Source organism: Baekduia soli, assembly GCF_007970665.1.
Lineage (GTDB): Bacteria > Actinomycetota > Thermoleophilia > Solirubrobacterales > Solirubrobacteraceae > Baekduia > Baekduia soli.
This window is the reverse complement of sequence record NZ_CP042430.1, coordinates 3,323,992-3,345,029: the sequence shown is the minus strand read 5'-3', so window position 1 is coordinate 3,345,029 and position 21,038 is coordinate 3,323,992. Positions and strand designations below refer to the sequence as shown.

At 73.4% G+C, this 21,038-nt stretch carries 20 protein-coding genes and 1 riboswitch; of the genes, 6 read left to right on the top strand and 14 right to left on the bottom strand.

Going from position 1 to position 21,038, the window contains the following annotated elements; all coding sequences use genetic code 11:
- The first annotated feature begins 54 nt into the window (after nt 1-54).
- Nucleotides 55-1,290, top strand: coding sequence for an alpha/beta fold hydrolase (locus FSW04_RS15880; RefSeq protein ID WP_146920970.1), 1,236 nt, complete (start codon nt 55-57; stop codon nt 1,288-1,290).
- An 85-nt stretch (nt 1,291-1,375) separates the two neighbouring features.
- Here FSW04_RS15880 and FSW04_RS15875 read toward each other — a convergent pair whose 3' ends face one another.
- Both FSW04_RS15875 and thrC read right to left on the bottom strand, forming a co-directional pair.
- Nucleotides 1,376-1,651 carry a ubiquitin-like small modifier protein 1 gene (locus tag FSW04_RS15875; RefSeq protein ID WP_146920968.1) on the bottom strand — a complete coding sequence of 92 codons (276 nt, stop codon included), beginning with the start codon at nt 1,649-1,651 and terminating at the stop codon, nt 1,376-1,378.
- Nucleotides 1,651-2,928, bottom strand: a complete 1,278-nt coding sequence (thrC, locus tag FSW04_RS15870; RefSeq protein ID WP_146920966.1) for a threonine synthase — start codon at nt 2,926-2,928, stop codon at nt 1,651-1,653. The genes FSW04_RS15875 and thrC overlap by 1 nt, the downstream gene beginning before the upstream one ends.
- Nucleotides 2,929-2,988: 60 nt before the next feature.
- A riboswitch (SAM riboswitch) is annotated at nt 2,989-3,077 on the bottom strand.
- A gap of 134 nt (nt 3,078-3,211) precedes the next feature.
- On the opposite strand from thrC, the gene FSW04_RS15865 reads away from it, so the two are divergent.
- The 3 genes from FSW04_RS15865 (at nt 3,212) to FSW04_RS15855 (ending at nt 6,260) form a co-directional block, all read left to right on the top strand.
- Nucleotides 3,212-4,207 (top strand): magnesium transporter CorA family protein, encoded by a 996-nt coding sequence (locus FSW04_RS15865; RefSeq protein ID WP_146920964.1) that lies wholly within the window; start codon nt 3,212-3,214, stop codon nt 4,205-4,207.
- 431 nt (nt 4,208-4,638) lie between these two features.
- On the top strand, nt 4,639-5,628 hold the full coding sequence (locus tag FSW04_RS15860) for a diacylglycerol/lipid kinase family protein (RefSeq protein WP_146920962.1): 990 nt from the start codon (nt 4,639-4,641) through the stop codon (nt 5,626-5,628).
- A gap of 2 nt (nt 5,629-5,630) precedes the next feature.
- On the top strand, nt 5,631-6,260 hold the full coding sequence (locus tag FSW04_RS15855) for an MSMEG_1061 family FMN-dependent PPOX-type flavoprotein (protein ID WP_146920960.1): 630 nt from the start codon (nt 5,631-5,633) through the stop codon (nt 6,258-6,260).
- 23 nt (nt 6,261-6,283) lie between these two features.
- On the opposite strand, the gene FSW04_RS15850 is transcribed toward FSW04_RS15855, so the two are convergent.
- From FSW04_RS15850 to FSW04_RS15820, 8 genes are all read right to left on the bottom strand, one after another.
- Complete coding sequence (locus FSW04_RS15850; protein WP_146920958.1) at nt 6,284-7,423, bottom strand: M24 family metallopeptidase; 1,140 nt, start codon at nt 7,421-7,423, stop codon at nt 6,284-6,286.
- Nucleotides 7,424-7,458: 35 nt separating this feature from the next.
- The gene (locus FSW04_RS15845) at nt 7,459-9,822 is read right to left on the bottom strand and encodes a RelA/SpoT family protein (RefSeq protein WP_228430498.1); all 2,364 of its coding nucleotides are present in this window, start codon (nt 9,820-9,822) and stop codon (nt 7,459-7,461) included.
- The gene (locus FSW04_RS27240; RefSeq protein ID WP_267128340.1) at nt 9,819-10,916 is read right to left on the bottom strand and encodes a hypothetical protein; all 1,098 of its coding nucleotides are present in this window, start codon (nt 10,914-10,916) and stop codon (nt 9,819-9,821) included. Before FSW04_RS27240 ends, FSW04_RS15845 begins: the two co-directional genes overlap by 4 nt.
- Nucleotides 10,838-12,331: a single-stranded-DNA-specific exonuclease RecJ gene (locus FSW04_RS15840; protein ID WP_146920955.1), complete on the bottom strand. Its 1,494-nt coding sequence runs from the start codon at nt 12,329-12,331 to the stop codon at nt 10,838-10,840. The genes FSW04_RS27240 and FSW04_RS15840 overlap by 79 nt, the downstream gene beginning before the upstream one ends.
- A gap of 226 nt (nt 12,332-12,557) precedes the next feature.
- A complete protein-coding gene (locus FSW04_RS15835) occupies nt 12,558-12,830 on the bottom strand; it encodes a hypothetical protein (protein WP_146920953.1) in 273 nt (90 codons plus the stop codon).
- Between the two features lies 1 nt (nt 12,831).
- Nucleotides 12,832-13,149: a hypothetical protein gene (locus tag FSW04_RS15830; protein WP_146920950.1), complete on the bottom strand. Its 318-nt coding sequence runs from the start codon at nt 13,147-13,149 to the stop codon at nt 12,832-12,834.
- Nucleotides 13,110-15,779: a protein translocase subunit SecD gene (gene secD, locus FSW04_RS15825; protein WP_146920948.1), complete on the bottom strand. Its 2,670-nt coding sequence runs from the start codon at nt 15,777-15,779 to the stop codon at nt 13,110-13,112. The genes FSW04_RS15830 and secD overlap by 40 nt, the downstream gene beginning before the upstream one ends.
- Nucleotides 15,780-15,830: 51 nt before the next feature.
- Entirely contained in the window at nt 15,831-16,280 is a 450-nt protein-coding gene (locus FSW04_RS15820) for a PAS domain-containing protein (protein WP_146920946.1), read from the bottom strand.
- A gap of 106 nt (nt 16,281-16,386) precedes the next feature.
- On the opposite strand from FSW04_RS15820, the gene FSW04_RS15815 reads away from it, so the two are divergent.
- A complete protein-coding gene (locus tag FSW04_RS15815) occupies nt 16,387-17,250 on the top strand; it encodes a hypothetical protein (RefSeq protein ID WP_146920944.1) in 864 nt (287 codons plus the stop codon).
- Nucleotides 17,251-17,312: 62 nt separating this feature from the next.
- On the opposite strand, the gene ruvB is transcribed toward FSW04_RS15815, so the two are convergent.
- From ruvB to ruvC, 3 genes are read right to left on the bottom strand one after another with little or no spacing between them, the layout of a single operon-like run.
- Complete coding sequence (gene ruvB, locus FSW04_RS15810; RefSeq protein WP_407652992.1) at nt 17,313-18,323, bottom strand: Holliday junction branch migration DNA helicase RuvB; 1,011 nt, start codon at nt 18,321-18,323, stop codon at nt 17,313-17,315.
- Nucleotides 18,317-18,913 (bottom strand): Holliday junction branch migration protein RuvA, encoded by a 597-nt coding sequence (ruvA, locus tag FSW04_RS15805; RefSeq protein ID WP_187368835.1) that lies wholly within the window; start codon nt 18,911-18,913, stop codon nt 18,317-18,319. The genes ruvB and ruvA overlap by 7 nt, the downstream gene beginning before the upstream one ends.
- Complete coding sequence (gene ruvC, locus FSW04_RS15800) at nt 18,910-19,407, bottom strand: crossover junction endodeoxyribonuclease RuvC (protein ID WP_146920937.1); 498 nt, start codon at nt 19,405-19,407, stop codon at nt 18,910-18,912. The genes ruvA and ruvC overlap by 4 nt, the downstream gene beginning before the upstream one ends.
- A gap of 133 nt (nt 19,408-19,540) precedes the next feature.
- Between ruvC and FSW04_RS15795 the strand changes: the two genes are divergently transcribed.
- Nucleotides 19,541-20,755 (top strand): HD-GYP domain-containing protein, encoded by a 1,215-nt coding sequence (locus FSW04_RS15795; protein WP_187368834.1) that lies wholly within the window; start codon nt 19,541-19,543, stop codon nt 20,753-20,755.
- Here the strand turns inward: FSW04_RS15795 and FSW04_RS15790 are convergent.
- On the bottom strand, nt 20,731-21,003 hold the full coding sequence (locus tag FSW04_RS15790) for a hypothetical protein (protein ID WP_146920932.1): 273 nt from the start codon (nt 21,001-21,003) through the stop codon (nt 20,731-20,733). The two genes, FSW04_RS15795 and FSW04_RS15790, sit on opposite strands and share 25 nt — an antisense overlap.
- Nucleotides 21,004-21,038: the final 35 nt, after the last annotated feature.

Here is a 21,038-nt window from a genome sequence, read left to right as displayed (position 1 = left end):
CCGTGAGGCGTCGTTCTCCTGCCTGCGGAGGGCGCCGGCGGGTAGCGTCCGCCCGTGTCCGTCGTCCGCGCCGTCCCCGGCCTGCACCTCGCCGAGCACGAGTTCTCCGTGCCGCTGGACCACGCACAGCCCGGCGGCGAGCGGATCACCGTCTTCGCCCGCGAGGTCGCCGATCCCGAGGGCCGCGACCGGCCGCTGCTGGTCTACCTCGAGGGCGGCCCGGGGCACGAGGCCCCGCGCCCGGCCGGCGCGCCGCGCTCGCCGGGCTGGCTGGACCGCGCCCTGCGCGACTTCCGCGTGCTCCTGGTCGACCAGCGCGGGACGGGGCGCTCGGCGCCCGTGGGCGTCCTGGAGGGCCTGGATCCGCCGGCGCAGGCCCGGTGGCTGACGCACTTCCGCGCCGACGCGATCGTCGCCGACTGCGAGTGGATCCGCCGCGAGCTGGGCGCGCCGCCGTGGAGCGTGCTGGGCCAGAGCTTCGGCGGCCTGTGCGCGGTGACCTACCTCTCCCTCGCCCCCGAGGGCCTGCGCGAGGCGTTCATCACGGGCGGGCTGCCGCCCTTGCGGGCCTCGATCGACGACGTCTACCGCGCGACCTACGCCCGCGTCCTGGACCGCTCGCGCCGGTACTACGAGCGCTACCCCGAGGACCGTGCCCGGGTGCTCGCGCTGCAGGCCCACGTTGACGAGCACGACGTGCGCCTGCCGTCGGGCGACCGGCTGACCGTGCGCCGCGTGCGCCAGCTCGGAGACGTGCTCGGGATGAGCGACGGCGCCGAGCGCCTGCACGGCCTGCTCGAGCTGCCGCCGGGCTCGCCGGCCTTCGCCCACGACGTCGACGCGGCGCTGCCCTACGCGCGCAACCCGCTGTACGCCATCCTCCACGAGTCCTGCTGGGCCGACGGCGCCGCGACGCGCTGGGCGGCGCAGCGCACGCTGCCCGCCGACTACGCGGCCGAGCCCGAGCTGTTCACGGGCGAGCACGTCTACCCGTGGATGTTCGAGGAGTACGGCGGGCTCGCGCCGCTGCGGGAGGCCGCCGAGCTGCTGGCCCGCCACCCATGGCCGGCGCTCTACGACGCCGACCGGCTGCGGGAGAACGCCGTGCCGGTGGCGGCCGCGATCTACGCGCGGGACATGTACGTCGAGCGCGCGTTCTCCGAGGCCACCGCGGCGCACATCGGCGGCCTGCGGGCCTGGCTCACCGACGAGTTCGAGCACAACGGCCTGCGCGCCGACGGCGACCGCGTGCTGGGTCGCCTGATCGACCTGGCCCGCGGGCGCGCGTGAGCCGTCGGCGAGGAGGGACGGGCCGCGCCGCGGGAACGGCCCCCTGGGGCCGTCTCCCGCAGCGGATGCTCGCCCCCTCGGCGAGCTATCCGCCCGCGACGGCCGGCAGGATCTGCACCTCGGCGCCGTCCTTGACCGCCGTCTGCAGGCCGTCGCCGAAGCGGACGTCCTCGCCGTCGACGTAGACGTTGACGAAGCGCCGCAGCCCGCCGTCGCCGTCGGAGAGGCTGTCGCGCAGCTCGGGATGCGCGGTCCACAGGGCCTCGAGGACCGCGCCGACCGTCTCGCCCTCGACGGGCACGGCCGACGCGCCCCCGGCGGCGGCGCGCAGCTGCGTCGGCAGCTTCACCGTGACCGCCATCAGGCCGTCGCCCGGTGGGCGGGGACCGACAGCACGGTCGACTCGAACGCGTCGAACTTCGGCTCGATCTCGTGGGCCTCGAACGTGCCGCGGACGGCGTCGAGCGTCTTGAGGCCCTCACCCGTGATGACGAGCACGACGGTCTCGTCGGGGTCGATGTCGCCGCGCGCGGCGAGCTTGGCCAGCGTCGCGGTCGTCACGCCGCCGGCCGTCTCGGTGAAGATGCCGGTCGTCTCGGCCAGCAGGCGGATGCCGGCACGGATCTCGTCGTCGTCGACGCTGTCGACGCCGCCGCCGCTGCGGTTGGCCAGCTCGATGGCGTAGGGGCCGTCGGCCGGATTGCCGATGGCCAGCGACTTGGCGATCGTGTCGGGCTTGACGGGGCGGCAGACGTCGGTGCCCGCGGCGAACGCGGTGGCCACCGGCGAGCAGCCCAGCGCCTGGGCGCCGTTCATGATCGGCGCGCCGCCCGCGATGAGGCCGAGCTCGCGCCACTCGTCGAAGCCCTTGGCGATCTTCGTGTACAGCGAGCCCGAGGCGATCGGCGCGACGACCCGGTCCGGCGTGCGGAAGCCGAGCTGCTCGGCGATCTCGTAGGCCAGGGTCTTGGAGCCCTCGGCGTAGTAGGGCCGCATGTTGACGTTGACGAAGGCCCAGGTGTCCTGCTCGCCGCTGATCTCGGTGCAGAGGCGGTTGACCTCGTCGTAGTTGCCGCGCACCTTGACGAGGTTGGTCCCGTAGACGCCGGTCGCGAGGATCTTCTGCTCCTCGAGGTCGGCCGGGATGAAGACGTAGGAGGGCATGCCCAGCGCCGCCGCCGCGGCGGCCACCGCGTTGGCGAGGTTGCCCGTGGAGGCGCAGGCCAGAGTGTCGAAGCCGAGCTCCCGGGCGCGGGCGGCGGCGACGGAGACGACGCGGTCCTTGAAGGAGTGCGTGGGGTTGTGCGCGTCGTTCTTGACCCAGACGTCCTTGAGGCCCAGGCGCTCGGCGAGGCGGTCGGCACGCACCAGCGGCGTGCAGCCGGCGGGCAGGCCGACGCGGGAGAGGTGGCGGGCGCTCGGTCCGGGCTGGCCCTCGACGAGTGGCAGGAAGTCGACGTAGCGCCAGATGTTCTGGGGCCCGGACTGGATGCGCCGGCGCAGCGAGGCGACGTCGTCGGCCAGCGCGCCGTGGTCGTACTTGACCTCCAGCGGCCCGAAGCACCGGTGGCAGACGTACTGCGCAGTGAGCTCGTACTCCGAGCCGCACTCCCGGCAGGACAGATGCGTGACAGCCATGGGGGAAACTCCTCGTTCTTCGCGGGGACCTGCGTGTGACGAAGAAGTGGCTTCCCGCGCCACACGTCTCCAGGAATTGGCACCTTCCCGCTTGCGCGGGGGTTGCCGGGGTTTCATCGGGCCAGTCCCTCCACCCCTCTGGACGTGTACAGCTATGTGCCCGGCGAACGATAGCAGTCGCCCCGGGCAGCGCAAAGGCGCCCGCACGCAGGCGCGATGCTCGACCGGCCCGGTACACTGCGAACTGCCGTGATCCCGACCGTCGACGAGCCCTTCAGTCGCTGTGCCGAGGCTGCCCCGCCCGCCTCTGCGCCGCGCTGCCCGCTCCCGGACGGGCGCGGTCCCGGCTGCCGAGCCTGACACCCCGAACGTCGAGGTCATCGAGTTCGAGGGGCTGCGCTGGATCAACATCGAGCGCCCGCGGGCGATCGACCGCGCGTGGCTCGAGGAGCACTACGACTTCCACCCGCTGGACTACGAGGACGTCTTCTCGCGAAACCAGCGCCCGAAGGTCGACGAGTACGACGGCTACCTCTTCGTCGTCCTGCACTTCCCCGTCTTCGACAAGCGGGTCAACCGCCTCAACGCCGCCGAGGTCGACATCTTCGTCGGCCCCGACTTCCTCATCACGCTGCCCAACGAGCCGCTCCAGCCGCTGGAGTACCTCTACGAGCGCTGCCGGACCAACGAGGACACGCGTGAGGACCTGTTCAGCAAGGGTGCGGGCTACCTGCTCTACAAGGTCGTCGACGCCTGCGTCGACGCCTCGTTTCCGATGCTGCGCAAGATGGGGCTCAAGCTCGAGCGCCTGGAGGAGTCGATCTTCGACGAGGAGGCCAACCGCGAGATCGTGCGCGACCTCTCCAACGCCAAGCAGGAGATCATCAACTTCCGCAAGATCGTGCGGCCGCAGCGCACCGCCCTCAAGGACCTCGAGCGCACCAAGCGCTACGTCACGGGCGGCATGCACATCTACTTCGACGACATCAACGACGCGTCGGAGCGGGTGTGGGACATGCTCGAGAACTTCAAGGAGGTCATCGAGGGCCTCGAGGCGACGAACGAGTCGGTGCTGTCGCACAACCTGAACGACATCCTCCGGGTGCTGACGGCGTTCAGCGTGATCATGCTGCCGCTGACGCTCATCGCCTCGGTGTGGGGCATGAACGTCCACGTCCCCGGCGAGGGCACCGTCCACGCGTTCTGGGCGATCCTCGGCCTCATGGTCGTCGTGCTCATCGGCATGGTCACCTGGTTCCGCCGGCGCGGCTGGCTGTGAGACGCTCGCCCAGAGGGCGAGGCCTCGCTGCACGGAGCGGCTGACGGAGGACCGGGAACGAGCCGGGCGAGACGTTCCACGCGCACCGACCGCGCTCGCCCGGGAGGAGTTTCGAGCGAGCGCGGCCGGCCCTAGGGCGCGGACTGGGGGCCGACGCCGGCCTCGCCGTGGTGATGCGGCGCTGTCGTCATGATGGCGGCGTCGGCGTTCCCCGCGGCCAGGAGAATGGAACCCGTCACAAGGAGGAGCGCAACGAGCTCTCGGTGGTGGTTCCGCAGGGAGGTCACGCGATGCAGTCTCCAACCCGGGGCGGTTCGTGACAGTCGTGCCCCCTTGCGTCTGCGACGTGCGGCTGACCGAACCGTCAGTTGTGACATCCCGAACATCGCAGGCGCGTGTGACCAGGGCCCCGCCGCGGTGTACGGGTGTTCGTGCCCGCCGCCTCCCTCTCGTCGCTGCACGCGCTCGGCGACGCCTTCCCCGCGTCCGCCGCCACCGAGCGCAAGCGGATGCTGGTCATCGTCAACCCGTACGCCACCACGGTCTCCGACCGGCTGCGCAACCTCGTCGTCGCGGCGCTGCAGGGGCGCTACGAGGTCGACGCGGTGGACACCGAGGCCCGCGACCACGCCACCGCGTTGTGCCGCGAGGCCGCCGCGGAGGGCTACGACGTCGTGGTCGCCTTCGGCGGCGACGGCACGGTCAACGAGGCCGCCAACGGCCTGCGGGGCTCCCAGACGCCGCTGACCTGCCTGCCCGGCGGCTCGACGAACGTCTACGCCCGGATGCTCGGCATCCCCAACGACATCGTCGACGCGACGGAGCACCTGCTGCGCCTGGCCGACCACTGGGAGCCCACGGCCGTGTCGATGGCCGTCGTCAACGACCGGCGCTTCCTGTTCTCCAGCGGGCTGGGCCTGGACGCCGCGGTCGTCGCGCGCGTCGACAGCCACCCCCACCTCAAGGCGCGCTTCGGCCCCTACTACTTCGCCTGGTGCGGAATCGCCGAGTTCCTGGGCCGCTACGTCCGCCATCCGCCCCAGCTCGAGGCCGTCGAGGACGGTGGCGCACCGGTGCCCGGCGTCACGATCCTCGTGCAGAAGGGCGAGCCCTACACGTACTTCCGCGACATCCCCGTCCACGCCGGCGAGGGTGCGTCGCTCACCGACCACACGCTGGCGGGCATCGTCCTGCGCACGGCGCGCCCGTCGGTCATGCCCGGGGTCATCTGGCGGATGCTCTCCTCGCGCGCCCGCCTGACGCGCCACCGCCAGGTCGACGGCTTCAGCGGCATCGGCGAGCTCGTCGTCCGCAGCGTCGACGGGCGCCCGGTCCCCCTGCACGTCGACGGCGACTACATCGGCGACGTCACCGAGGCCGTCTACACCGTCGACGAGGCGCCCCTGCACGTGGTGGCCTGACCATGGACCCCTTCGCCCGCCCCATCGAGGACGCCGAGACGCTCACCGAGCTCTACGGCGAGCCCGCGCCCCGCGCCTGGACCAAGGACATCGGGGCCGTGGACGAGATCGCGCGCACGCTCATCGCCGCCTCCCCCATGGTGCTCGTGGCCAGCCACGACGCCGACGGACGCTGCGACGTCACGCCCCGTGGCGGGCCGCCCGGCTTCGTCACGGTCCTGGACGCCGGCCACGTCGCGCTCCCCGACGCCACGGGTAACCGCCGGCTGGACACGCTGCGCAACGTGGTCGACACCGGCCACGCCGGCCTGCTGTTCCTCATCCCGGGCCGCGACCAGACCCTGCGGATCAACGGCCGCGCGTGCGTCACCGCCGACCCCGAGGTCCTGCAGGCCGTGGGCGCCGTGGGCAAGCCGCCGCGCACGGCGATCGTCGTCGCCGCCGACGAGGTCTACGCGCACTGCCCCAAGGCGTTCATGCGCTCCGCGCTGTGGGACCCGACGAGCTGGACGACGGCCGCGGGCCTGCCGTCGCCCGCCGAGGTCATGCTCGCCCACCAGCCCGACCGCCGGCGCACGCTGGCCGAGGAGCAGGCCTACCTCGAGGACGGGCTGCGCAACCGGCTGGCCTGAGGCCCGGCCGGCGCCGCGCGACCCTACGGCGTCAGGTCGTAGGGGTAGTCGGTCAGGGTCTGTGCGCCGTCGTCGGTGATGAGCAGCAGGTCCTCGAAGCGCACGCCGCCCACGCCCCGCTCCCAGAGCCCCGGCTCGATCGCGATGACGTCGCCGGCCACCAGCGGCGCGCGGCCGGTCTGGCCCAGGTCCGGGTCCTCGTGGACCTGCAGGCCGACGCCATGGCCCAGGGAGAACTGGAAGCCCTCGGCGGGATCCTCACCCGGGCCGGTGCGCTGCGTCCGGTGCCCCGCCGCCTCGAAGACGTCGCAGGCCGACGCGTGCAGCTCGCACCCGGTGATCCCCGGCCGCGCCGCGTCGCGGGCCGCCGCGAACGCGCGCGTCACGAGCGCCTCCTGGGCGCGGACGGCGTCGCTCAGCTCGCCGACGACGAACGTCCGCGTCATGTCGGCCCAACTGCCCGTGACCTCGTCGCGAGGCCACAGGTCGATCTGGATCGGCAGGCCGGCCGGCAGCGGGCCCGATCCGGCCTCGTGGCCGAAGCCCTGCCACACGGAGGCGACGATGACGTCGGGCGGCGCGGGTGCGCCGTGGGCGGCGCAGGCGTCGCGCAGCGCCTCGCGCACGTGCTCGGCCATCAGCGGCGTGCCGTCGCCGCGCACGAGCCGGTCGCCGTCGGGCGTGGCGGCGCGCAGCACCGCAGCGGCCGCCGCCATGCCGGCCTCGGCGGCGTGCTGGGCCCGGCGGATGCCGTCCAACTCGGCGCCGGACTTGGCCCGGCGGCGCTGTGCGAAGGTGTCGTGGTCGGGCGTGAGCGCCAGGCCGTCGGCTCGCAGGCGGTCGGCGACGGCGAGCGGGAAGTCCGGGTCGACGGTGGCCTCGGAGATCCCGAGCTGCGCGACCGCGCGCGAGACCATCTCGAGCATCATCTCCTCGCGCGGGGAGCCGCTCTCCAGCAGCTCTCGGAACCCGACGTCCTGGTAGTCGATGATGCGGATGCCCGGCCGCACGGCGGCGATGCGGTCGCGCTCCAGCGTGTTGCTCAGGACGGCCGGGGCGCCGTCGACCTCGGCGAACAGGAACGGATCGCCGATCGAGAGCGGGATCTCGTGGCGCAGCGTGGCGCTGCGCTCCGTGTCGCTGTAGAGCAGCAGGTTCGTCATGGGGCCCGAGGCTGGCGGGGCCCGGGGACCGCTCCTCAGTGCGTGCCGGGGGTGATGCGGTAGGCGTCGAAGACGCCCTCGATGTTGCGCAGGCGCGTGACCGCCTGCTTGAGGCCCTGGGTGTCGGGCACCTCGACGACGAAGCGGTTCTGGACCATCGGCGAGCTGACGATGCAACGCGCCTCGACGATGTTCAGACCGGCCTCGGCGAACGTGCGCGAGAGGTCCTCGAGCAGGCGGTGGCGGTCCCACGCGTCGACCTGCAGCTCCACGCGGAAGGCGGTCTGATGGTCGCCCTCCCAGTGGACGCGCACGAACCGCTCGGGGTCCTTGCGCAGCGCCTGGGTGTTGGGGCAGTCGTCGCGGTGGATGGTGATGCCGCGGCCGAGCGACACGTAGCCGACGATCGGGTCGCCGGGCACGGGCCGGCAGCACTTGGCCAGGCGCACGAGCACGTCCTCGACGCCGTCGACGCGGATGCCGTAGGACCCGGCCTTGCCGGTCGGCTGGCGCCGCGCGCGGCGGGTGCTGACCAGCTCCTGGGCGGGATCGGTCTCGTCCTCGGCCGCCTCGCCCTGCTTGAGGCGCTGCATGACCTTGTTGACGACGACCTTCGGCGAGATCTTCGCGCCGCCGAGGGCGATGTAGAAGTCGTCGGCCTTGCGGAAGCCCATCTCGCGGATGACGTCGGCCAGCAGCGGCGAGCTGACGATCTTCTGCGGGGGCAGGCCCTGCTTCTTGAGGTGCTCCTGCAGCAGCTCGCGGCCGGTGTGCTCGGTGTCCTCGCGCGACTCGGCCTTGAAGAACTGCTTGATCTTGTTGCGGGCGCGCGTGGTCTTGACGAGCGCGAGCCAGTCGCGCGACGGGCCGCGGTCGCGCTTGGAGGTCAGGATCTCGACGATGTCGCCCGAGGACAGCTGGTAGTTCAGCGGGACGATCTTGCCGTTGACCTTGGCGCCGACGCAGCGGTGGCCGACCTCCGTGTGGACCTCGTAGGCGAAGTCCAGCGGCGTCGCGCCGGACTGCAGCGACTTGACCTCGCCCTTGGGGGTGAACACGAAGACCTCCTCGTCGAACAGGTCGACGCGCAGGGTCTCCATGAACTCCTTGGGGTCGTGGAGCTCGCGCTGCCAGTCGAGCATCGACCGCAGCCACTTGAGCTTCTCCTCCCCCTCCGGGCCGGCGGCGGGCCGCCCCCCCTTTCTGGGGTCCTGCTTGTACATCCAGTGCGCGGCCACGCCGAACTCGGCCATGTCGTGCATGTCGCGCGTGCGGATCTGGATCTCCAGCGGCAGGCCCTCGGGCCCGATGACCGTCGTGTGCAACGACTGGTACATGTTGAACTTCGGCATCGCGACGAAGTCCTTGAAGCGCCCGGGCAGCGGCTTCCACAGCGAGTGGATGACCCCGACGGCGCCGTAGCAGTCCTTGACGGAGTCCACGACGACGCGCATGGCGGTCAGGTCGTAGATCTCGTTGAACTCGCGGCCCTTCTTGGTCATCTTGGAGTAGATGGAGTAGAAGTGCTTCGCGCGCCCGGAGATGCGAGCGGTGATGCCGAGGGCCTCGAGCTCGCGCGACAGCTCGTCGCCGGCGGCCTGGACGTAGTCCTCGCGCTCCTCGCGCTGCTGGTTCACCAGGCCCTTGATCTCCTGGTACTTGCGCGGGTGCAGCGCGGCGAAGGCGAGGTCCTCCAGCTCCCACTTGATCGCGTGGATGCCCAGGCGGTGCGCGATCGGCGCGTAGATCTCGAGGGTCTCCTTGGCCTTCTCGATCTGCTTCTGCTTGGACATCGCGTCGATCGTCCGCATGTTGTGCAGGCGGTCGGCGAGCTTGATGAGGATGACCCGGATGTCCGAGGCCATCGCGACCATCATCTTGCGGTAGTTCTCGGCCTGGGCCTCGTCGCGCGACGTGAAGGTGATGCCGGTGAGCTTCGTGACGCCGTCGACGAGCGCGCGGACCTCCTCGCCGAAGAGCTCCTCGACCTCCTCCAGCGACGCCGACGTGTCCTCGACGGTGTCGTGCAGCAGCGCCGCGACGATCGTCTCGGTGTCCAGGCGCATCCCGGCGCAGATCTTGGCCACGCCGACGGGATGGACGATGAAGTCCTCGCCCGACTTGCGCCGCTGGTCGGCGTGGTGCTCGCAGGCGAACACGAACGCGTCCTCGACGCGGCCGCGGTCGATCGGCAGCGCGGCCTCGTCGGCGTGCTCCTCGACGATCGCGAACAGGTCGCTGAGCAGGCGCCGCTCGAACGGCGTCAGGTCGGCACGGGCGACCGGCGGGTGCCCGCCCGGGTGCACGATCGTGTCGACGGGCGTGCGGTCGCGGTGGTCGCCATCGGGGACGGCGGGCGGCGCCGGCACGGCGGCGCCCCCGTCGGGCGCGCCGTTCACGCCGCCTGCGACGTCTCGCTCACGCTGGTCAGCCATCGCAGGCCCTCGTCGTGGCGGCGGGCCGCGGCCCGGAAGGACGGCGAGCGCTCCAGCTCCGTGCGCTGCGCGGGCGGGACGGCCACCTCGCCGTCCTCACCGACCTCGACGAGGCCGAGCTCGAGCAGGACGCGCAGCATCCGCGCGGCGGACGCGGCCGGCAGGCTGCCGAGCGCGCCGACCAGGCCGGCGCCGTCGCGCAGTGCGCGGTAGGCACGGCCGAGGCTGGGGCGAAGGGCGTAGTCACGGTGCAGGGTCTCCCTCGCACAGCGTAGCTCAGGGGACCCCCAGGCCAGATGGGCCATCCGGTCGCTTCCGCCCCGCAGCAGGAGCGCCTCGTGGTCCGGGTGCAGCGGCGGGTCCAGCGCGACGAGGTGGTCGTAGGCGTCGGCGAGCTCGGGCGTCTCCTCCAGGGCCTCGTAGCTGCACACGGCGAACCCGCCGAGCCGGCCGCGCAGCTGGGCGCGGCGCACGACGGCGTCCGCGCAGACCACGAGCACGGGCTCGCCGGTGGCCACGAGCGCGGCGATCGTGCCGGCGATGCCGCCGTCGCGGCGGTCGCGCACCGCGCGGCGCCCGGGGCGGCGATCGCGGGCGTGGCCGGCCATCGCCCCCAGGCCGGGCGACGTCGTGCGCCGGGGATCCAGCAGCCCGCCCCCGCCCTCCGTGGCCGCCACGCCGACGAGCACGCCCTCCCGGGCCTCGGCCCGCTGGGCGCGGTCCAGGACGACCTCGGTCCATGCGGCGCCGCCGGGCTCGGGCTCCCCGACGAGCTCGGGGGCGACGTCGCCCGCGGGCAGCAGGCGGCGCAGCACGAGCCGCGGCTCGACCGCGCCGCGGTACTCGTCGAGCTCGAGCGTGAACGTCGCGTTCAGGCGGCCCTCGGCCGCGCCCTCGGGCAGACTGCCCATCCCGAAGGCGACCGCGCGCGCCCGGATGCCCCCGGCCTCGACGGTGAAGCGCACGTGCTTGCCCTCGCTCATCGGCACGGGGTCGACGAGGCGCGCGGCGGGCACCAGGAGCGACACCGCGGGGTTGCCGATGCCGAACGGCGCCAGGCGGCCGAGCTCCTCGGCCAGCTTCGTGCCCAGCTCGTCGCCGGCCACGACCGCGTCGACGCGCTCGGCCGGCACGAGGTCCTCGGGCTCCAGCACCGCCGCGGCATGGGCGCAGAAGGCGGCCCGTAGCGCCTCGAGCTCGCCCCGGCGCACCGTGCAGCCCGCGGCGGCCCGGTGCCCCCGTGGCGCTCGAGGTGCGCGGCGCAGGCGTCGAGGCCCCCGAGCAGGTCGAACGCCGGGATGGACCGGCCCGAGCCCGTCCCCTCGTCCTCGCCCTCCGCCAGCGCGACGAGCAGCACCGGGCGGTGGTGGCGCTCGGCGATCCGGGAGGCGACGATCCCGATGACGCCCTTGTGCCAGCCCTCGGCCCAGAGCACGTACGCGGGCTGGGGCCCGAGGTCGGCGACCTGCGCCTCGGCCTCGAACAGGATGCGCTGCTCGACGAAGCGGCGGTCGGCGTTGGCGCGGTCGAGCTCCTGCGCGATGTGCTGCGCGCGGTCCTCGTCGTGGGTGAGCAGGAGCTCCAGCGCGGCGTCGGCACGCGCCAGGCGGCCGGCGGCGTTGAGGCGCGGGGCAAGCTGGAAGCCGAGGGTGCGGGCGTCGATGCGGGTCGGGTCGACCTCGGCGACGCGCATGAGCGCGCGCAGGCCGACCTTCTCCGTGCGCGTCAGCGTGAGCAGGCCGGTGCGCGCCAGGCGCCGGTTCTCCCCGCGCAGCGGCACGCAGTCGGCGACCGTGGCCAGCGCGACCAGGTCGAGATCGGCCAGCGCGATGTCCGCGTCGTGGCCGCAGGCCTCCAGCAGCGCGCCGGCGACCTTGTGCGCCACGCCCCCGGCGCACAGGTCGGCGCACGGGTAGCCGCAGACCGCCGGGTGCACGATGGGCGCATCGGGCAGCGCGCCGTCGGCGCGCGGCGTGTGGTGGTCGGTCACGACCACGTCGAGGCCCAGCGAGCGCGCGAGCGCGACCTCGGCCACCGACGTGATGCCGCAGTCGGCCGTCACGAGCAGGCGCGTGCCGCGCGCGGCGAGGCGCTCGACGGTCGCGGCCGAGAGGCCGTAGCCGTCCTCGCCGCGGCTGGGCAGGTACCAGTCGACGTCGGCGCCCACCGCCCGCAGGGTGCGCACGAGGATCGCCGTCGAGACCACGCCGTCGACGTCGTAGTCGCCGTGGACGGTGATGCGCGTCCGCTCGGCGGCGTGCCGCGCGATGAGCTCCACGGCGACGTCGATCCCGGCGAACGCCGAGGCCGGGTGCTCGTCGGTGGCGGCCAGCCAGCGCCGCGCGGCCTCGAGGTCCCCCAGGCCGCGCCGCACGAGGACCTGCGCGACGGGGAAGCCCACCCCGAGGTCGCGCGCCAGCGCCAGCGCCGCGGCGCTGGCACACGGCGGGACGTCCAGGCGCGGGGTGATCACGGCCCCAGGGTGTCATCGGCGCCCGACGGAACGACGGGGCCGTTGCCGCAACCTGCGGGGATCGGTGCCGTGGCGCGGGCGTTCCCGGTCGTCCGCGCGCGTTTCGTGACCGTCGTGGTCACCTTGACCGGCGATATGCACGTCAAGGCGACCAGGAGCGCGGGGCGACCCCGCCCCCGGCCCGGCCCCGGCCCGGCCCGGGCGGACGACTGCGGGCGCCGGCGCCCTACAGATCCAGCGCCGGGATGCCGCGCCGCACGCCCTCGGCGTACACGGCGGCCATGCCCAGGACCGCGCCCGGCGCGGCCTCGAGGGCCTGCAGCAGGTGCGTCGCGTTCTCGCCGGGGATCGAGAATCCGTTGACGATGAGGCCGAAGAGGGCCGCCCCGAACAGCGCGCCGAGGAAGGCGCCCACGATGCCGCCCCAGAAGCGGTCGGGCAGGAAGATCGCGAAGTGCCAGAGGGCCAGGCCCATCATGATCCAGGCGAACATGGCCATGTCAGCGCGGCCTCCCGTGGCGGCGGTTGCGCGACCGCTTGGGCCGGTCGCGCTTGTCGTCCTTGAGGACGAGGTCCTCGGGCAGCGCGTCGGCGGTCGGGTCGACGGGCTCGGGCTCGGCGGCCGGCGGCGTGGGCTCCGGCTCGGCCTTGGGCCGCGCCTTCGAGCGCGGCTTGGCCGCCACGCGCCCGGTCGCGGGCCCGGTCTCGTGCTCGATGTCGCGCACGAGCTCCTGGAACTCGTCCTGCGAGACGCCGCGCTCGGGATCCTCGGGCGCGGTCAGGCGGTTGCCCGGGCGCCGGCGGCGCGTGGGGTCCACGACGACGCCGTGGGCGGCCTCGGCGTAGGGGGCACGTGGCCCCCGGTCTCCTCGGCGATCCGCGCGCGGCGGCGGCGGTAGACCTCCTCGCGCTCCTTCCAGTGCGCGAGCACCGGGGAGGCGATGAACACCGACGAGTAGGCGCCGGAGACCACGCCGACCAGCAGCGCGAACGCGAAGTCCTTCAGCGTGCTGCCACCGAACAGCAGCAGCGCGAGGATCGGCAGCAGGGTGCAGAACGAGGTCGCCAGCGACCGGGTGAGGACCTCGCTCATCGACCGGTTGACGATCTGCGTGAACGCGGCGCGTGGCATGCGCGGCACGTTCTCGCGGATGCGGTCGAACACGATGATCGTGTCGTAGAGGGAGTAGCCCAGGATGGTCAGCAGCGCCGCGACCGTCGACGTCGTCACCTCCCGGCCGGTGAGGGAGTAGACGCCCGCCGTGATGAGCAGGTCGTGCATCAGCGCCATCAGCACGGGCACGGCGAACTTCCACTCGAAGCGCAGCGCGATGTACGCGCTGATGACGACGAGCGACGCGATGATGGCGATGATGGCGCTGTTGGCGACCGTCTTGCCGAAGGTCGGGCCGATGGAGTCCGATTCGTAGGCCGTGGGCGTCCCGAAGCGCTTGGTCAGCAGGGGCTTGACCTTGGCGATGGTCTGCGGGGCGCTCTCGCCCAGCGAGATCTGGATCCCGGCGCGCTTGAGCGCCTTGTCGCCCTTGACCTTCTGGACCTCGGGGTTCTTGAAGCCCGCCGAGCGCAGCGCGCTGCTGACGTCCTTCTCGTTGGGCACCTGGGCGAACGCCGCCTTGACCCGCGTGCCCGACTGGAAGTCGATGCCGAAGTTCAGGCCCTTGCCGCCGATGGCCAGCGCGCCGATGAGCAGGATGATCCCCGACATGGAGAAGAACCACTTCGAGGCGCCCATGAAGTCCTGGCTCCACGAGCGCTTCTTCTCGCCGGCGCCCAGCGCCGCGGGGCTGTGCAGGAAACGCGAGCGCCCCATGGACCCGAGGACGGCCTGGGTCGCCAGCACGGCCGTGAACAGCGACGTCAGCGTGCCGATGCCCAGCGTGAAGGCGAAGCCCTTGACGCCAGCGGTCGCGAGGATGAAGAGGATGAACGCGACCATGAAGGTCACGACGTTGGCGTCGATGATCGCCGCGAGGCCCTTGCGGTAGCCCGTGACGATGGCCGCCGACACCGATCTGCCCGCGCGCACCTCTTCCTTGACGCGTTCGAAGATGACGATGTTGGCGTCGGCCGCCACGCCGATCGTCAGGATCAGCCCCGCGATGCCCGGCAGGGTCATCGTGATGGGGATGAGCTTGATGAGCGCGAAGAAGTAGATCGCGTAGACGAAGAGCGCGCCCACGGCGATGATGCCCAGCACGCGGTAGAAGACCAGCAGGAACACCGCGACGATCGCGAAGCCCACGATGCCCGCGATGAGGCCCTGGTGCAGCGCCTGCTGGCCCAGCGTGGCCGAGACCTGGGACTGCGAGATGAGCTCGAGGCGGATCGGCAGCGCGCCGGTCTTGATGAGGTTGGCCAGCCGCTGGGCCGACTTGATGGTGAAGCCGCCCGAGATCTCCGACCCATTGGACCCGTCGATGCCGTCCGGGTTCTGCTGCGGGTCGATGTACGGGACCGAGATGAGCTTGTTGTCGAGGACGATCGCGAAGTGGTTGGCCACCGCGCGCGGGTCGGTCCCCGGCAGCAGCAGCGCCGTGCCGCGCTGGGCGATCTCGCGCGTCGTGGCCTGCCACTTCTTGCGCCCCGCGCTCGTGAAGTCGAAGGTGACGTTGGGCTGGCCGGTGCCCGAGCTGTCGATGTTCTGCTCGGGGTTCTTGATGTCCGTGCCCAGGAGGGACGGATCGTCCTTGAGGATGTAATAGGCGTCGGAGGCCGCCGCGGCCGCCGCCTTGCTCGTCGAGTCGTTCTCGGCCTGGACGATGACGTAGCCGCGCGGCACGTGGACGAACGAGCTCGGCCGCTTGCCGGCGTTCGTGCAGGTCTCCTTGATGTCGGCCAGTGCCTCCTGCGGGCCGCACAGGACGGTCTTGGCCTTGTCGTCGACGCCGTAGTAGAGGCCGTTGGTGGTGTCGTTGGGCTCGTTGGTGGCCGGGAACTTCGAGGCGCGGGTGACGGCCTCGTAGTAGCTCTGGGTGCCCTGGCCGGGGGTGCCCGCCGCCTGGCCGCCGGTGACGGCGGCGTCGGTCGGATGCGGCTTGCCGTCCGGGCCGAGGACCGTCTTCTCCCAGTCGTAGAAGTACAGCTGGGCGGTCGTGCCGACCTGCTGCTGGGCCTGGTCGGCGTTCTGGACGTCGGGCAGCGAGACGTCGATCTGGTTGGAGCCCGCGCGCTGGATCTCGGGCTCGGCCACGCCGAGGTTGTCGACGCGGTCGCGCATGATGTCCATCGTGCGCTGGATGGAGTCCGACGTGACCTTGCTGAACCGCGTCGGCTTGGCCTCGTAGACCAGCGACGTGCCGCCCTTGAGGTCCAGGCCCTGCCGGGTCTGCTTCGAGGTGGGCAGCCCGGGGATGATGATCGCCAGCGACGCGAGCAGCAGCGCGGCGACGAGGCCCAGGACGATGATGTTTCGGCGACGGTCGGTCATGCGGAGCGACGGGAGGGTACTGCCCCGGGCCGCGGGATCCGGACCGGACCCTTACTTGGACGGCGTGAGGACGAGCAGCATGCCGCCGTCGTCATCGTACGCCGGGAAGAGGTCGGCGGTCGCCTGAGCGGGCAGGTCGCCCTCCGCGTTGACCTCCACGGTCTGCTTGAGCTTGCGCACCCCCCACTCCAGCACTGTGCCGACGGGATCGTCGCCGTCCTCGAAGCGCAGTCCGAGCACGTCACGGACCGGACGTCCGATGACCCGCTCGTCGTCGAGGCCGGTCAACTCGAAGGACCCGCGCCCGCAGGCCAGGACCTTGCCCTGCTGGTCGCAGACGAAGAACGCGGCGTCCGGCGCGGGGTAGTAGTCGTCGAGCAGCTCGAAGAGGAAGCCGAACCCGCACTTGGCGCAGCCTCGGGCCTGGCGGCGGAAGCCGGCGTTGCGTTCGCTCTCGGTGGTGCGGTTGCCGCAGTTGGGGCAGATGAAGAGATGGGCCATCGGATCGCGTCTAGGGTATCCGGGCCGCGATCGGCCTTCGGGCGATCCCCGTCACGGCCTTCATCTGCGCACAACACGCCGGGTCCTCTGGTACACACCCGCCCACATGGAGAGCTCGGGCCAGCGACCGCCAGACCCTGAGGTCCCGCTCGTCGACGCGGGCATCGCGGCCGAGATCGCGCGCGCCGCCGCCCGCGGCCGCGGCGCCGACCGCTCCCCCACGCTCGAGCAGCTCCTGGCGGCCTTCGGCGAGCGCGAGCCGACCGAGGCGGCCCGCCGCCGCGTCCGCGCCGCGCTGCAGGTCTCGGGGATGGGCGTCAAGCCCGACCTGCTGGATGCCGAGCCCGGCCAGCGCCTGCTCCTGCTTCCCCCCGGCGTCCCGAGCGGGCGCTCGCGCGGCCGCGCCCTGGGCGGGCTGCTGGCCCTCGCCGCGGTGCTCGCCATCGCCGTCGGCGCCGCCGCGCTGATCGGCAGCGGCTCGGGCGGCGGCAGCGCGGGCGACGACCTGCCGGCCACGGGCACGACGACCGCCCGGGTGCCCGGCGCCTCCACGACGACGACCGCCGCGCCCGACACGACGGCGAGCACGCCGGCCGAGACGACGGACACCACCGCGACCACGACCACGACCACGCCGGCCGACGACGCGGCCGCGCAGCGCGCGGCGCGCCGGCGCCGCCAGGCGGCCGCCGAGCAGGCCCAGGGGCTCGTGACCGTGCGGGTCGACGCGTCGCGGGTGCCGACGTTCCTGTGCGTCGACGACGGCGCGGGCACGGAGCTGTTCAACGGGACGCTGGACGGCGTCAAGGTCTTCACGGAGCGCCGCGTGCGCCTGAACATCGGCCTGGCCTCCACGCGCGTGACCGTCGACGGCAACGCCCTGGTGCTCGCCGGCAGCCCCGCGGGCTTCGACATCACCCGCCGTGGCGGCGCGCGCGAGCTGCCGCTGGGCCAGCGCCCGTGCGCGTGAGTGGCAACGCCCGCCCAGGGGCGAAGCCCGCCGCGTGACACCGCCCGCCCGGCGTGGGCGCCCTAGAACAGCGCGGGGTCCTCGGGCGCCTCGAGCCCGAGGTGCGCGTAGGCGCCGGCCGTGGCGACGCGGCCGCGCGGCGTGCGCATGAGGAAGCCGCACTGCAGCAGGTAGGGCTCGTAGACGTCCTCGATGGTGTCCTGCTCCTCCCCCACGGTGACCGCGAGGGTCGAGAGGCCGACCGGGCCGCCGCCGAACTTCGAGCAGACGGCGGAGAGGATCTCGCGGTCCAGGCGGTCGAGCCCGAGGTCGTCGATCTGCAGGAGGTCGAGCGCCGCGTCGGCCGTCGCGGCGTCCACGACCCCGCGGCCGCGGACCTCGGCGAAGTCGCGCACGCGCTTGAGCAGCCGGTTGGCCACGCGCGGGGTGCCGCGCGAGCGCCGGGCGATGGCCGACGCGCCGGCCTCCTGCACCTCGCAGCCCAGGATGTGGGCGCTGCGGTGCACGATCGCGGTCAGCTCCGGCCCGTCGTAGGGCTCGAGGCGATGCTGGATGCCGAAGCGGTCGCGCAGCGGCGTGGTCAGCAGCCCGGCCCGGGTCGTGGCGCCGACGAGCGTGAACGGCGGCAGGGGCAGGTTCGTCACGCGCGCCCCGGCGCCCTGGCCCAGCGTGATGGGCAGCTGGAGGTCCTCCATCGCCGGGTAGAACGTCTCCTCCAGCGCGCGGCTGAGGCGGTGCAGCTCATCGACGAAGAAGACGCTGCGCGGCTCGAGCGCGCTGAGGAACGCGGCGATGTCGGCCTTGCGCTCCAGCGCGGGCGCGGCGGTCTGGACGAACGGCACGCCCATCTCGGCGGCCAGGATCTGGGCCAGCGACGTCTTGCCCAGGCCGGGCGGCCCGGCCAGCAGGACATGGTCCAGCGCCTCGCCGCGGGCCTTGGCCGCCTCGAGCGAGACCTGCAGCTGGGCCTTGAGGCCGTCCTGGCCCACGAAGTCGGCCAGCGTCCGGGGTCGCAGCGAGCGGTCGAGGTCCTCGGCGAAGGCCTCCTCGGGCGTCTGGATGCGCATCAGGATCGCGCCGCCCGCAGCGCCTGCTGCAGGAGCTCCTCGGTCGTCTCGCCGTCGGCGCCGGCCAGCAGGCGCTCGGCCTCCTCGGGGCTGAAGCCGAGCTCGACGAGCCCGTCGCGTGCGAGCTCGCGCGGCTCGTCGGTGCGGCGCACGGTGATGCCCTCGCCCGGGACGTCCAGGCCGCCGGCGTGCACGGAGACCTTCTCGCGCAGCTCGACGACGATCCGCTCGGCCGTGCGCTTGCCGATCCCCGGCACGGCCACCAGGCGCTTGACGTCGCCGGCGGCCAGCGCGGTGATGAGCTCCCGCGAGGAGCCGCCCGAGAGCACCGCCAGCGCCATCTTGGGGCCGACGGACTGCACGCCGATGAGCAGCAGGAAGAGGTCGCGCTCGTCCTCGGTGGCGAAGCCGTAGAGCGCCAGCGCGTCGTCGCGCACGACGAGGTGGGCGTGCAGCGATACCGCGCCGCCGGCCGCCGGCACGTGCTTGAGGGTCTCGGCCGACACCGCGAGGCGGTACCCGACGCCCGACGCCGTCTCGATCACGACGTGGTCGGCGCGGCGCACCGCGACCTCGCCGGCGACGAGCGCGATCACCGGGCCACCGCCAGCGCCTGCGCCAACGGGGCGTGGTTGACGTGGCAGACGCCGACCGCCAGCGCGTCGGTGGCGTGGTCGGGCAGCGGGTCGCCGGGGAGGCCGAGCATCGCGCAGACCATCCGCGCCACCTGGTCCTTGCCCGCGCGGCCCGTGCCGCAGACGGCCTGCTTGACCTGCTGGGGCGTGTAGGACGCACACGGCACGCCGCGCCGGCCCGCGGCGAGCATGACGACCCCGCGGGCCTGGCCGACCGCGAACGCGCTGCGGGCGTTCTGGCCGAAGAAGAGGTCCTCGAGCGCGACGGCGTCGGGCCGGTGGCGCTCCAGCAGCTCGTCGACCTCGGAGAAGATCGACGCCAGGCGCTGCTCGGCCGGCACGCCGGCCGCCGTGTGCACGACCCCGCCGTCGAGGGCGACGATGCGCGCGCCGCGGCGCGCCACCAGGCCGTAGCCGGTGTTCGCCAGGCCGGGATCGATGCCGAGGACGTTCACGGACCCGGCATTCTGCGGCCCGGGGCGGATGCCTTCCCGGACATCGCGCTCAAGATCCGGCGGCGATCGCCGATGTGTCCACCATCACGGCGACTCGCACGAGCCCGCGGGCGCGCATGTCGATGCCGCCGGTGTGCCCGGAGCTCGTGATCTCAACAAGGACGCACTGGGTGGATGGGCGACGCGCCCGTTCACCGAGAGCCGTCGCCTCCGCGACGAGCTGCGCGTCACGCAGGCCCGCATCGCCGCCCTGGAGGCGGAGCGCACGGACTACCTGCGGCGCGACCGCCGCGTCGCCGGCGTCCTGACCCACGACGCGTTCCGCGAGGCCGCCGCGGCCGCGCTGCGCGGCTCGCAGCGCCGCGGTGAGCCGGCCGCCCTGGTGCTCGCCGACATCGACGGGTTCCGGGCGCTCAACGGCCGTCGCGGCTCGGCGGCCGGCGACGAGGCGCTGTCGGTCGTCGGCGCGCACCTGCGCGAGCTCGTGCGCGGCGGCGACATCGTCGGGCGCACCGGTGCCGACGAGCTGGCGGTCATCATGCCCGGCGCGCCGCTGACCGGCGCCCGAGGCGTGGCCGAGCGGCTCGTCGCCGCGCTCGAGCAGAGCGGCCCGGTGACGGTCTCGGTCGGCATCGCCGTCGACGGCGGGACCGCCCACCTCGACGGCCTGCTGGCCGACGGGGCCGAGGTCCTGGAGCGCGCGCGCCAGGCGGGCGGCGGACGGGTCGGCATGCCCGGGCGCGTCCAGGCGCCGGCCGAGCCCTCGCGCGGGGCGATCGGCGCGCTGGCCCTCGCGCTGGCCGAGCGCGACCGCCCGACGGGCGAGCACTCCGAGAAGGTCGTCGCGCTGGCCGGGGCCGTCGCCCGCCGCCTGGGCCTCGACAGCGAGGACGTCGAGCGCATCGCGGCGGCCGCGCTGCTGCACGACGTCGGCAAGGTCGCCGTCCCCGACCGCATCCTGCGCAAGCCCGGCCCGCTCGACGAGGCCGAGTGGCGCGTGATGCGCGAGCACAGCCTGGTCGGCGAGCGCATCCTGCGCGCCGTCCCCGGCCTGGGCCCGGTGGCTCGCATCGTGCGCCACTGCCACGAGCACGTCGACGGCGGCGGCTACCCCGACGGGCTGCGCGACGAGGCGATCCCGCTCGGCAGCCGCATCGTCGCCGTCTGCGACGCCTACGACGCGATGACCTCCGATCGCCCGTGGCGCGAGGCGATGCTGCCCGCGCAGGCCGCCGCGGAGCTGCGCGCCGGCGCCGGCACGCGCTTCGACCCGCGGATCGTCGACGCGCTGCTGGGCTACGTGGCCGACTGCACGCCGGTCGACTACGCCGCGCGCAGCGCCGCCTGAGCCCCCGCCGGCTCAGGCCCGGCCGCGGTGCTCCAGCCCGGTCCGGCAGCGTCGGGGTCGGCCGCGTCGCGGAGCAGCTCGCGCCAGCCCTCCGGGCGCTCCTGCACCCAGGCGAAGAAGGCGTCGATGCCGCCGCGCAGCCGCGCCTCCCCCGTCGTGCCCGCGTGCGCGTTGGCGGCGATGCGCGCCGGCAGCGCGCCCGCGTGCTCGGTCAGCAGCGTCTCGTGCAGCTCGCGCTGGGACGCCAAGCGCTCGTAGATCAGCGTCTTGGAGGTCCCGGAGG

Excerpts from the sequence above, each read along its gene's own strand:
- secD (WP_146920948.1), bottom strand. The coding sequence starts at position 15,779 with ATGACCGACCGTCGCCGAAACATCATCGTCCTGGGCCTCGTCGCCGCG.
- FSW04_RS15835 (WP_146920953.1), bottom strand. The coding sequence starts at position 12,830 with ATGGCCATGTTCGCCTGGATCATGATGGGCCTGGCCCTCTGGCACTTC.
- thrC (WP_146920966.1), bottom strand. The coding sequence starts at position 2,928 with ATGGCTGTCACGCATCTGTCCTGCCGGGAGTGCGGCTCGGAGTACGAG.
- FSW04_RS15850 (WP_146920958.1), bottom strand. The coding sequence starts at position 7,423 with ATGACGAACCTGCTGCTCTACAGCGACACGGAGCGCAGCGCCACGCTG.
- FSW04_RS15820 (WP_146920946.1), bottom strand. The coding sequence starts at position 16,280 with ATGGCCCATCTCTTCATCTGCCCCAACTGCGGCAACCGCACCACCGAG.
- FSW04_RS15855 (WP_146920960.1), top strand. The coding sequence starts at position 5,631 with ATGGACCCCTTCGCCCGCCCCATCGAGGACGCCGAGACGCTCACCGAG.
- FSW04_RS15875 (WP_146920968.1), bottom strand. The coding sequence starts at position 1,651 with ATGGCGGTCACGGTGAAGCTGCCGACGCAGCTGCGCGCCGCCGCCGGG.
- FSW04_RS15815 (WP_146920944.1), top strand. The coding sequence starts at position 16,387 with ATGGAGAGCTCGGGCCAGCGACCGCCAGACCCTGAGGTCCCGCTCGTC.